Consider the following 12,221-nt stretch of genomic DNA (forward strand, 5'->3'; position numbering starts at 1 on the left):
ATTACGTCACCTTCCTAAAACTTAAATTGCCTATTTCTCGTGGTACGAATGCGAAGTTTCCGATTCTTAAACTTTTCAGTATCTGACCGTCGTTTATGAATAGCTTCTGTGTATCTGCTTCATTGCTGAGATAGGCCACTTCTACTCCATTCTGGACAAAGCTGATTCGGTCATTTCTGATTTCCAGGATGAAAGGATTATTCATCTGTCCTAGTACGATCTTTCCATCAACGAACCGGATGTGTTTCTTAATCTCCTGAAATTCAGCTTTGGTATCTCCGTCTACTGTGGTAAGCCATTCCTCATACGTTGTAAACTCAAGATTGAAATCTTTAGCTGTCTGGCTGATGGCCAACGAAACATCTTCCTTATAAGTTTCAAAAGCCGACTGGCTGATGTATGTCTCTGACATGGTTCGTGTGACCTCTTCCGCACTTTCCGTTATTGAGTTATTCAGGGCTGTTGTAGCACTGTTCACAACATCTTCCGTATGTTGTCTCTCATCCTCCGGTGCTGGTGTCCAGTCCGTGGCTATGTTGCCTCGTTCAATTTTAGGATAGGCGTCCATAGGATATGAAGCCCTAATGAAATAAGCATTTGCTGGTACATTCCATTGAAACAAATTCGACGTGTTTGGCGTTCGAGCGATATATACTTTGTCGGCATCGTACCACGCATATCGCCAGTAGTTATCAGTTGTAGACGATGTTTGCTTTGTAAATGTCAAAACTTCTCCGGGTGTGACTGAAATATATTCGGCCATTACGGCGTTTCCATTACTCGCTTGAATTGTGCCTGATAAACCTAGTAAATAATCTTCCATTTCGCCGCTTCTAATGACTAAATTCCTCCCACCCACTTGAACATTGTCATAAAGCGGAGACCAGTTATAGTCTGCAGGATTGGTGCTTTCCGATGCTGTGGTCTTGTTATGCGCCAAGCCTAAGAACCTCTTTCCCGTTGGGCTGTCACTCATCCCTGAACCAGTATCCGTATCGGCATATTTAACCCATGTGTAAGTTGGATTTCCTTGAGGGCCTGTAGGTCCTTGGATTCCCTGATCACCCTGTGCGCCTTTTATGAGGGACCATGTGTAATCAGCATAAGTTGAGGACTCGGTCGCTGTGGTTTTATTGTAGGCAATCCCCATATACGTCTTTCCGTCCGGGAAATTGCTCATACCACTTGTAGGTGTATCAGCGTACTTGACCCAAGTATATAATGTAGGACCAGCTGGTCCCTGGATACCCTGTGGTCCCTGGTCACCTTGGGGACCTTCGATAAGACTCCAGGTATAATCGGCCTTGTTTATACTTTCAGTTGGGCTCGTCTTGTTATAGGCTATACCTATATATTTTGCTCCGGTGGGGTTGTCTGTGAGATTCGTTCCATCGGCGGCAGCTGAATATTTGATCCAGGTGTATAATGTCTGCCCTTGAGGCCCTTGAGGTCCTTCCGGTCCCTGATCTCCCTTGATTAAACTCCAGCTGTAATCGGAATAGTTACTGCTCTCTGTCGAGGTTGTTTTGTTATAAGCCAGCCCTATATACGTCTTTCCTGTCGGAGTGTCACTCATTCCAGTTGTTGGAGTATCAGCATATTTGATCCATGTATAAAGTGTAGGGCCTGATGGACCTTGGACTCCTTGAGGACCTTGAGCTCCAGTATCACCTTTATCTCCCTTGATGAGTGTCCACGCGTACTTGGATGGATCCGTGGAATCGGCAGCAGTGAAGTCGGTATATTGACCGATGTATGTCTTTCCAACGCTATCAGTTGTCGAGAACCCGGATGTTCCGGTCGCGTTGTCTGCATATGCTATATGCAAATAAGATGTCTGCCCATCTGGTCCTTGCGGTCCTTGAATACCTTGTGAACCATCAGCACCTTTGACGTGTGTCCAGTGGTAAACGGCCGGATTTGAACTATCTGTAGGAATAGAGTCTGTATACATACCAATGTAGTCACGACTAGAGTCACTTGTCGAGAAGTCCACCGTTCCGTCTGCGCTGTTTGCATAAGCTATATGTGTGTAACTGGGTTCACCCTGGGGTCCGATTGGGCCAGGTATGCCCTGGTCGCCTTGTGGACCTTGCAGTCCTTGCAGACCTTGCTCTCCCTGATCCCCTTTTGGACCTTGAGGTCCTGGTGGGCCAGGTGTGAGCTGAATGGTCTCGATAGCTTTTTGAGTCTGGAACTGCTTTTCAGTTAAGCTCGTATAATCGGCTCCTACGGTAATCGTGTTGTTTTCGGGATTGGTCAGATCCATATCCATTTTTCTGACCAGATACATGTCTTCGAGCTGATGCGGAATACTGGCCACTTCGACGTACTCAAATATCCTAATCTCATCTATGTTGACGTCCATCATGCTTAAATCGACCGCTGTGAGCTCTATTGTGTTCAGGAGTAGTATTGACTGTGCTAGCGTCTGATTCGCTTTCGTGAGCAGATTTGAGGGCTCTGTAACGTCTTGAAACTCCACCTTTTTGAATATCCACCCATAGGTGTCGACCGCTTCCTGGTTATATACATAATCCACGTCGTTATTTACTGTTTTTATGTCCACCCGGTATTTGCTGCCGTCCTCGTTCTCGATTTCGACGCCTATCGGAATAATGGCGGTTGCGATATCTTCACCTCTGCGCTCCTGGTTGACCTTCAGAAGATTTTCTCCGAGCTGGATCACCTGCCCGCTGAGATAGCTTGAATCCTCCAGATAATCAAGATAGTTTTGGTCTCCTGTTCGTCGTATGATCAGGTACCCCCCAAGAAGTGATAGAAGTTTATCCTCCATCTCTTTCCAGGTCTTGGGGTAGTCAGAGCTGGCTCGAACGATGTAATTATTCGGATCCGTCACCGTGACATTCCCAAGGTTGAACTGTTTTTCGGGCCCCGCCTGTGCGTTGTGATTGGTTATAAGCATGGATAAATAATCAATTATGGTTCCATTAAACTCGTAAGGTCTGACGATGCTGTCATTAAAAAGAGCAAGATCCCCTTCGCAAATGATCTCTTTCACATTCCATGTGTCCAGTCCGTCATCAAGAGGACGCCCTCGGAAAATGAGAACGCTGTCCTGATAAACCTCTATGACTGATTTCAATTTTCCGATCTGATTATATAGAGGATGTGTGGGATAAATCCTGAAAGTGAGAGATCCTGCTTTATTGACTTCCAGTTTCACTTTGGGTTCGTCGATTTCGAGTTCTTCCACTCGAGGGTCCCATAGAAGCTGTCCGTCCAGTTTTATTGTGTACATTTAGATCGCCCCTTCCTGGTACTCGATGCTATAAGTTGTTCCTGCCGCGCCGGTGATCGTCAGCTCGTTCTGCCCTTCCACAAAGATTATATTCGTGAGTTTCCATGTTCCAGGACTTACACTATAGCTGTTTCCATTAAAAACAATCGTCACGGCAGCACTTACGGTTATCTCTGGAATGACTTGTTTTCGACTGTTTGTGCAGATCACGGTTACTGATCCACCGGTTCCGATTGACCCGCTTTTCACCGTCGGGTCCAGCTTGTATTTGTAAGGGTCGCATACTATCTCTATCTCAAGTTTTCCGATCAGCCCTTGCGCTACAAAACTGCTGAGGGCCATTCGTCCGTAGTAGTAATGATCCAGATCGTCCGGTAGAATGAGCTTTCTTTTCCTGCCATGGATATAAGACCCCATGGCGGAAACCAGGCCGGCTCTGTTCTCGGGTGGGACCAGGAGATCAAACTCGAAAGTGCCTTTTCTATCCTCGTATGCGACGTCTCCGATTATGGCTTCCGTCAAATCGATGGACCCGTCGCCTAGAGGCTTTTCGATGTATTTTGTTTTAACTTTGGGAGGCTGCATCTCCTGAGCGGTGAGAATGAGACCCCAGTCGGTATAAGTGTGAATGTTGTCTATGAATAATCCTCTGCCCATTTAGATTCCTCTCTCCCTTCTTGAGCTGTTTCTACCCAGCTCACGGTTTATTCCAGGCGCCAGCTGTCCGACTAAGGCGCCATTGTCCATGACAATCTGCATCTCGTCTTCAAGATGTGGAAGATATTGAGCCAGAATTGCGATCATGGAGTCTATCTTTCCCGCTAGGCTTCCATTGTCTCCGAGGCTGGATCTTACGCTTTCAAGCTGTGAACTTGGACTGACAAGCGGATTCCCGTTCATCATGTTGACCATTTCCGGCTGTCCCGCATCCATAACCTGCATAGACAGATCGTCCATGGCATCCACTGCTTTGGTGGTATCGGCCTTGATACCGATGGCCATACCTTGCGGCAGCATTTTACCGAGTTCATCCCTTGCTTTAGTCGATGGAGAATGGATTCCAAGAAATTTCTTCATCCCGTTAAAGGCGGCTTTTGCAGCATTGACTGCGGCGTTGGCCAGACCTTTAGCTGCGTTTCCGATTCCTTTCTTGATCCCATCAATAATGGCTGAACCGATCGTGAGCCAGTTGTAATTTTTGAATGCAGTGACAATGGCCCTGATTAAAGTCGGTATCTGAGCAATAAGCTGGGGTAAAGCCTTAATAAGTCCGACGGCAAGCATCACGACGATCGTGACGGCAGCTTCTACTATTTTAGGCATATTTCTACTGAGGGCCTCCACAAGTTTCGCGATGATCACAGGTGCCTTTTCCATAAGTCTCGGCATGGCGCTGATAAGTCCGTTTGCCAGAGCCATCATGATTTCTATCGCTGCATCTATAAGCATGTCGATATTGTTTATTAAACTTTCCACAACCGTCAGAATGGCTTCAACAGCAGCGGGAATGAGGGTCGGTAAACTCTCTATGAGTCCGTCCGCTAGTGTCATTATCATATCGATTGCAACCGTGAATAAAAACGGTAGATCGTCTATGAGGGCCTGCGCCAGTGAGGTAATAATAGCAAGTGCTGCGACTAAAAGCTCGGGTAGAATGACGGTTATTCCTCTGATAATGTTCATGAGCAGATCTGACCCGATGGCGACCAATGCAGGAAGGTTGTCCATGATTGCCGTGACAAGAGTATTTATAATCTGCCACACTGTTTCAATCAAAAGACCGATTTCTCCTAATAAAACGTCTGCCAGTTTCGGAATGATCTGAGCCATAAACTCAAGAATCAGTGGAAGAAGCTCATCCACGATGCTCATTAGAGAGTCGGTCAATGTTGGTAAAACATCGAACAGACTTTCAACAATTTTCTCAATGACTGGCGCTAAATTCGCAATTACCCCTGTGATGCTCTCACTTAAGCTGACCGCCAAATCCTCAATATTTGCGTTTTCATCGGCTAAGCCTGCCACAAAGTTAGTATATGCTGACTTGGCCTGAGTGATGGATCCGGAAATTGTTTCACTGGCTTCTTTTGATGTAGTACCGGTGATGTCAAGTTCTGTCTGTATCACGTGAATCGCTTCATACACGTCATTGAGATTACTTATGTCATATTCGATCCCTGAGAGTGCGGTGGCATCTTCCAAGAGCCTTTCCATCTCTCCCTTAGTTCCGCCATAGCCGAGCTTCAGGTTATCAAGCATAGTGTAGTTCTGTTTGGCGAATCCCTGATAAGCGTTCTGAATATCCGTAATATTCGAACCCATTTTATTGGCGTTGTCTGCCATGTCAACAATCGCCATGTCGGCCACTTTTGCCGCGGCTGCCGTATCACCGTCCAAAGACTGAATAAGACTTGCACTGAAGGAAGTAACCTGCGCCATGTATTCATTCGCTGAAATACCCGAAGTCTTATAAGCCTCTTTGGCGTACTTCTGTACCTCGTCCGAGCTGTCCTTGAATATGGTTTCAACACCACCTACAAGCTGCTGGGTTTCGGCATATCCTTCTACGGCGCTTTTTCCGAGATCCCATAGTCCGGTTGCCAAGCCTTTAATGGCTCCACCTAACTTTTTGACCCCGCCGATGATTGCCTCACTGATGAGGTTTGCCTTGATGATATCTCCAAGTTTCAGAGTCTCTTTTCCGGTGTCTTTAGCTTCTTTCCCGACATCTTCGACGGCTTCGGCTACATCTTCAGCCTTCTGACCGGTGGTATTGAATTCATCCGCCTGTTCTTCAAGCTTTCCGAGCTTCTGCTCGGTTACGATAAGCTCTCTCTGAAAGTCTCGGTACTGTTCCGCTGTAATCTCACCTTTATCAAACTGCGACTGGACTTCACGCTGTGCGGTTTTAAGAACATCCAGCTTTTTTCGGGTCTGCTCGATGGTTTCATTCAGAATTTCCTGCTTCTGCGCGATGAGCTCCACGTTTCCGGGGTCCATTTTCAGAAGCGTTTCGACCCCTTTAAGCTCTCTTTGGAGATCTCTGGTTTTCGTGTTGACGGATCCGATTGCTTTCCCCAGATTGGTGGTATCGCCCCCAATCTCGACGGTGATTCCGGATACTTTTGATTTGGCCATTTATTTCACCTCTTTTCGGTTGAAAATAAAAAAAGAGGACACCGTCATGATGTCCCCTGCTTCCCGTTCTTTTTGTCGCGTAGGCGCTGTCTGTCGGGAGCAGTCTGTTTAATGCGCCATGCGTTTTCGAGATATTCCTGTCCTTCCTCTGTCTGCATGAGGTTGTAGATCCTCGCATCTCTGACGTAGCAGTAGAACTCGACCATATCGAGATCCTCTATCTCTCTGAAAGTGAGCCCGGTGTAATCGCTCACTGTTTTTTCCTGGATAGTATATATGAACCATTCATGCTGTCCCTTATTCTCCCTAGTTTTCGGGTAATAAGGGACCTCTAGTTTTTTGAATATTGTATGTTTCCGACCCAGTCAAAATAGGCCTTGAGAAGTCCCTGCATTTCGTCAATGTTCATGGTGTCCAGGACGAAATCGGTTGTGATCTTCTTCTGCTGCTTATTTTTGCTGAGGGCCTTAGATATGGCTTCAGCTAGACGTGTGAATACATCACCCTCATTCGTGATGGTTTCTCTTTCTATTTTGGCCATCTCGCTGATCGTTTTAAGCACTTTGAGCTTTGGTGGCTCAACGTCTAGCTTCATACCATTTTGAAGGCGTACCTCGAAGTACCTTACATTAAGTTGTCGCATATCGAACATGGTTTATTCCTCCTTAAATTAGCCTGCTGCTACTGGTATTTCCTCTTCAATGATGACCAGGGTTCCCTCATTATCAACCGCGGGGTTCGCTTTGAACTCGGCATCCACCACTGTTTCAGCATCTTTTGCAAACGCGAGAGTGAACCCGGCCTGATTCTGCCCGACAATTGAAATTCGAACGTCTCCATCAATCGGATCTTCATGTAAGAATCTGACCAGATACATTTTCCCAGACTGATTCTTTAGACCTCCGATTTTCAGTGTTCTCTTTCCAGCGGCTTCAGTTACTCTGGCAGTTGCGCTGAGCTGAGCTAGAGTCTGGCCATTCCAGGTCATAATCCCGGACTTGAGAAGAACTTCTTCATTTGTCACGATGGTTTTTTCTACGTTTCCGAGGTCGTCCTTGGCCGTATACGTCTCAGCAGTATACTCCAGAGAAGCTCCTCCTTTGATTTCACCTACACGATTTTCCTCGACTTCGAGGACTTCATCTGTAGGCAGGGTCTCGCCCTTTGCAAACTCTAAAATATAAAGTTTACCTGAGCCTAGAGTGATGACTTCTTTATCTCTTTTTGCCATTTTGCTTATCTCCTTTTCTCGATATAGTCGAATGAGTAGATGGTCATGAACCTCATCTCATCCTTGAGCCATAGCCGGTCCGATTTTTCGTATTCTAAGGCTCTGAGTGCGAATTGATTCTCGATGTTATTCTCGGCTGCTGTATCAATCTGAACCGCGTACAATTCAATGGTCGATGAATGCTCAAATATCAGAACTTTATCATCGGATCCTCGGGCTTCCACGGTGTCAAACCATACTGCATATGTTCCATCCGGAGGCTGTATGAATCGGACTTCTTTATGCAGCACTCCTGCTGCTGTTAAAATATCACTTACCATTTTTGATTGCCTCCTTCAGATTCTTCAGGTATTCTTGCGTAACTTCTTCCGTCGCTGATCCTATAAACCCATATGCTACTGTTCGGTTTCCTTTAGCCGTAAGATGCCCGTGTTCCAGAAGGTGTGCCAATCGGTAATGGGGTGCTCTGACATACCACTCCTCAATTAGCATCTTGTCTGTTTCTCGTAGCTTCCTGGAGGTGATCGCGCGTCTGAATTTACCTGAATCACGCTTGTATTTCTGCGCCTTGGTCTTCTTGACAAGGCTTTTCATGCTCTTTGTGGTTTCGGCTTTCATAGTGTCGATGACGTCCTGGTGATAAAGGTCCAGCTGATCCATGATTTCTTCTCCAAGCTGAGAGGGCTTAATGGTCTTATTTGCCATATCACGTCACTCCCAACAGCCTGACTTCTTTGTGTCTTTCTTCGAAATCGTCATAATCCACGATATTATAGTGTCTATTGTCGTAAACAATACGATAAAGCTGCGTGTTGCCATCTATGGCTTTCAGAGCTGGATTATATCGGATTCTGAATACTTTTTCTGCTTGGCTCTGAAGAGCGCCGGCATTCAGATATTCGTTGTCTGGCTTTTTCTTATTGATGTTGGCATGAAGCAGCGGGAGATAAGTCTCCCACTCTTCAGTGCCAGGGTTCAATTTTTCGATGCTTATAGGACGCTTGTAAATCATACCGTCTCACTTTCCTCTCTCATATCCAGCTTCACCTGAAGGCTGAAATCTGCGACAAGGCGGCGGATATTACCGCTGACCTTTTCGGTCATAGTGTGGTTGTCATAAAGGTCAGCGATGACAATAAGCGCCAGCTCATGGACCCGAGGGTCGTCGAGGGGGTATCCGACTCCCAAGGATCCTTCCAGGAACTTTCCGGCCACGCTTATGGTTTTTGTCAGCCTTCGGTCCGTGGCTGCATCCGTGTAATCTATCCCGAGGTAATCCTTAACGTCTTGTAAAGTTGGCATTTATCGGATCCCTCCTTTCAAAATACTAGCCCTGAGCAGGAGCGATGGAGATATAGCCGTTTACATATGCGGCCTCGTCTCTCTTGGTTACGTCCTCACGCTCGATTGCTCTGAAGATTGTAATATCTTCTTCGAATGCGTTCAGTGCAGTTGCGTCTGCTCCGACTACTGCAACATTAGAACTTGCGATGGATACCTGTGCTCTGTCCCAGTACACGATACCTTCCTTAAGGTCACCGATGATGAATGGGATCAGCTGGTTCAGAGTGACATCCTCGATGGCAGTTGGCAGATCCGCATTTGGATAAACCTTAACCGGTACGGACGTTGCTCCGGCTGAAAGTCTCAGGTCCATAGGATTGGATGGGTTTGCAGAAAGCAGGTAGTTTCCTTCCAGATCCTTCAGGGTGTCAAGGTACTGCAGACCGTCGTCGTTTGTCACGATTACGGAAGTCGCCTTGAAAGCGGACCCTAGAGTCACATTCAGAGCCTTCTTGATGTCGTCGATTCCATCCAGCTCTACTGCGGCCTTGGTGTTGATTTCAGCCAGAATCAGCTGGTTGGCTGTTACTCTGGATTCATCACCGATCCATGCCACGATTGCGTTTGCGATATTTGCGTCGGAATCCGCCAGAAGTTCGTTGGTTACTGGGAAGTATCCAGCGTACTTTTCAATCTCATAGGACAGTCTGGTGAACTGAGGTGTTGCCTTAGCACCGATCTTTCCGCCTTCTCCGACCTTGGCGAATCCTGTCTGATTAGCTCTTGCCTTGAAAGTCCTGGATCCGGTTGGAGTTGAAACCTTTTCGACGGTTACCAGGTCAAGCAGGGAAGACTTTGCAGTCTTATACTCGTTGATCTTGGTCTGGATGTCGTCGGGTACGGTGTATCCACCATCAGCAGGAGTGCCTTCGGTCATGGTCTTTTTGACCTTGAATCCCATTCTGGCCGCCTCTGCGAATTCCTTCACGGCGTCTTTCTTGTCAGGCTCACCCTTGGATTTATCTACGGTGGAATTTTTAACCGCTTCTTCATCCGGTTCATTGTCGGCCTTTTCGGACTCGAATAGACGCTTCTCGATCTCGTATTCCTTCTTGAGCTCATCGATTTCATCTAAGACTCCTTTCGCTTTCTCGAGATCTTTGTTTTCGCCCTCACTGAAAGCCTTAGCCAGAGTTCTTTTCTGCTCCATTTTTGCAAGTAATTCTCTCATTTTCTTGTTCATTTACTCATTCTCTCCTTCCACTTGTGTGGTTTTATTTATAAATAAAAAGATATCGAGGTCCTTGAACCTGATATCCACTGCGTCAGCGTCGGTATTCTGTTCGGGTAACGTGTCGGAAGGGGCTTCTTTTACAGGCTTTCCACCATAGTTTTTAGTGGTTCCGGCTCTCTGCTGGGCTGGGACTGCAACAAATGAAACCTCATACGCATCATTAGGGTCCTCCAGGCTGAAATGACAGATCTGTTTGTCATATTCCTGGCCAGGGTAATGCTTACACCACTGTTTCGCGTTATCCGTTCCACAGATGGAGCAGAGGGCCTTATTGACTCTAAGTCCTACCGAGACTTCTTTCTTGATGCCGCCTTTGATGTCGGCTATGAGTCCTTTGTTTGCGTCGCTGTCGAGCATGTAGCAGTGGGCCACGAGCTGAGTGTAGACCTCATTGATTTTTGTGACTTCGTTGTCACTGGCCTGCAGCTCGGTATCGTAGATTCGTGCGACTTGGTTGTCAGATCTTCGCATGTGGTCCTTGATCATCGTCTTTCCGATGAAAAGCTTCTGCATCTTCTTCAGGCTGGCCAGTGGAAAGACTTCACTTGTGCGGTCGATTTCGTTGTCACACATGGCCACTTTGAAAATAAAGACATCCTCGGCCTTGAGGGGCTCGAGAGTCAGCTTATTGATCTTGTTCAGCTCTTTGTCCGTCACAGCCAGTGTGGAGACTTGAGCTGCTTTCATGATTACGCCGTGCTCGATTCCGATGCCATCTCTTTCAGAATTTTCCTTATCCATTCCTTTGTTTCCTCCTTTCCATCAATATTTGTATATTGAGCGCCTGCAAACTGTATCGGTATGCTTGCGCCGTTTCCGAGAAGCTGATCGCCGCCGTCCCTGTCTTCCAGGTCGAGCAGATTTCGGGCCTCGTTCGGTGTATAAATAAAGCTGTTTACAGCTGTACTTAATGTGTTGATCTGAGTCTCCTGGTCAGCTCTCAAAATGACAGCTGTATTGAATTTAAAGTGATAGCCATCACCGATTTCATCATTGCTGAGAAGCTTGTATGTGATTTCCTCTTCATACTGCTTGATGATGAAGAGAAGGGTATCAACATAGAATGAGAGCTGCTGCGCTTCGGCTGAAGCATAACTCGCTTTGGTGTAGTCGCCAATCTGATATGGCTTTATCCCAAAAGCAGATGCGATCTGCAGTGCGCTGTACTGCTTCACCTCTATGAACTGGTTATCCGCAAGCTTGATGTTGAGAGGCGTAAGGGTGGAACCTAAAGGAACAGGGATGATATTCTCGATGCCTTCTGCGCTTAGTTTTCCGGTCATATATTCCTCAATGCCCTTACTGAATTTCTTGGCATTGTCATCGGAAAGAGAACCGGTATACTGCAGCACGGCTTTCGCGGTGAATCCACTGTCGTACATTTTATTGACCAGCTCCTGCGCCTTGGCATTTCCGGAGATTGTCGCTTTCAGCTGATCCTTGACGGATATTCCGACCACTCCATCGAAGGTGTTGGAAGTCTTGAAATGGAGAATCTCCTCAGATGAGAAGGTGTATCTCTTTCCGCCTTTGGTGTATACGTAGTAGATATCAGGGACTTTGTTTAAAAGCTTAGCGTCGTCATACCAGACCGTAACCTTCTCACTCTCCAGTATCCAGAGCTGCGTTTTGCTTCCTGCTCCTGAAATCAGAACATAAGCATTCCCGTGGTGATTTCGGTTGTATTCGACTGTGCTCCAGAAAGTGGAACTGGTCATATAGGGGTTCGGTCGTCTGTTGAGGACGCTGTATAAAGGATGTTCACGGGCGGTTCTTACGCCGTTTCTATCGGTGTATGTCAGAAGCTTTAATGGCAGCTTTCCGACTCCTTCTCCTAATACTTTGAGGCAGGCGAAGTATGTGGCCTCTGACAGAGCGTCGGATGGCGTGTCTGCCAGCCCCAGGAAATCCAGAAGCTGTTCCATGGTCATGTCATCCGTGGATGTCGTGAGAGCCTTGAATGCCTTGTTTAATCTTTTAAAAATATTCATGTTTCACCTCGTTTCTTGTTA

Annotated in this window: 13 protein-coding genes; all 13 read right to left on the reverse strand. The window is 46.7% G+C overall.

Annotation, left to right across the window (positions count from 1 at the left end; all coding sequences use genetic code 11):
• Position 1: 1 nt before the first annotated feature.
• A complete protein-coding gene (locus ACHAL6_RS00545) occupies positions 2-3,262 on the reverse strand; it encodes a phage tail spike protein (RefSeq protein WP_395268157.1) in 3,261 nt (1,086 codons plus the stop codon).
• The gene (locus ACHAL6_RS00550; protein ID WP_395268158.1) at positions 3,263-3,919 is read right to left on the reverse strand and encodes a hypothetical protein; all 657 of its coding nucleotides are present in this window, start codon (positions 3,917-3,919) and stop codon (positions 3,263-3,265) included. It abuts the gene before it with no gap.
• Positions 3,920-6,400 (reverse strand): hypothetical protein, encoded by a 2,481-nt coding sequence (locus tag ACHAL6_RS00555; RefSeq protein WP_395268160.1) that lies wholly within the window; start codon positions 6,398-6,400, stop codon positions 3,920-3,922. It abuts the gene before it with no gap.
• A gap of 44 nt (positions 6,401-6,444) precedes the next feature.
• Positions 6,445-6,654 (reverse strand): hypothetical protein, encoded by a 210-nt coding sequence (locus ACHAL6_RS00560; RefSeq protein ID WP_395268161.1) that lies wholly within the window; start codon positions 6,652-6,654, stop codon positions 6,445-6,447.
• 77 nt (positions 6,655-6,731) lie between these two features.
• Positions 6,732-7,052, reverse strand: coding sequence for a hypothetical protein (locus ACHAL6_RS00565; RefSeq protein WP_395268162.1), 321 nt, complete (start codon positions 7,050-7,052; stop codon positions 6,732-6,734).
• Positions 7,053-7,070: 18 nt separating this feature from the next.
• On the reverse strand, positions 7,071-7,631 hold the full coding sequence (locus tag ACHAL6_RS00570; RefSeq protein ID WP_395268163.1) for a hypothetical protein: 561 nt from the start codon (positions 7,629-7,631) through the stop codon (positions 7,071-7,073).
• Positions 7,632-7,636: 5 nt separating this feature from the next.
• Entirely contained in the window at positions 7,637-7,951 is a 315-nt protein-coding gene (locus ACHAL6_RS00575) for a hypothetical protein (RefSeq protein ID WP_395268164.1), read from the reverse strand.
• Positions 7,941-8,336, reverse strand: a complete 396-nt coding sequence (locus ACHAL6_RS00580; RefSeq protein WP_395268165.1) for an HK97 gp10 family phage protein — start codon at positions 8,334-8,336, stop codon at positions 7,941-7,943. Before ACHAL6_RS00580 ends, ACHAL6_RS00575 begins: the two co-directional genes overlap by 11 nt.
• 1 nt (position 8,337) lies before the next feature.
• Positions 8,338-8,643: a phage head closure protein gene (locus tag ACHAL6_RS00585; RefSeq protein WP_395268166.1), complete on the reverse strand. Its 306-nt coding sequence runs from the start codon at positions 8,641-8,643 to the stop codon at positions 8,338-8,340.
• Positions 8,640-8,933 (reverse strand): hypothetical protein, encoded by a 294-nt coding sequence (locus tag ACHAL6_RS00590; protein ID WP_395268167.1) that lies wholly within the window; start codon positions 8,931-8,933, stop codon positions 8,640-8,642. Before ACHAL6_RS00590 ends, ACHAL6_RS00585 begins: the two co-directional genes overlap by 4 nt.
• Before the next feature lie 25 nt (positions 8,934-8,958).
• Positions 8,959-10,158 (reverse strand): phage major capsid protein, encoded by a 1,200-nt coding sequence (locus ACHAL6_RS00595; protein WP_395268168.1) that lies wholly within the window; start codon positions 10,156-10,158, stop codon positions 8,959-8,961.
• Positions 10,159-10,950: a hypothetical protein gene (locus ACHAL6_RS00600; protein WP_395268170.1), complete on the reverse strand. Its 792-nt coding sequence runs from the start codon at positions 10,948-10,950 to the stop codon at positions 10,159-10,161.
• Positions 10,899-12,200 carry a phage portal protein gene (locus ACHAL6_RS00605; protein WP_395268172.1) on the reverse strand — a complete coding sequence of 434 codons (1,302 nt, stop codon included), beginning with the start codon at positions 12,198-12,200 and terminating at the stop codon, positions 10,899-10,901. The genes ACHAL6_RS00600 and ACHAL6_RS00605 overlap by 52 nt, the downstream gene beginning before the upstream one ends.
• Positions 12,201-12,221 lie beyond the last annotated feature (21 nt).

The organism is Proteiniclasticum sp. C24MP (genome assembly GCF_043951855.1).
GTDB lineage: Bacteria > Bacillota > Clostridia > Clostridiales > Clostridiaceae > Proteiniclasticum.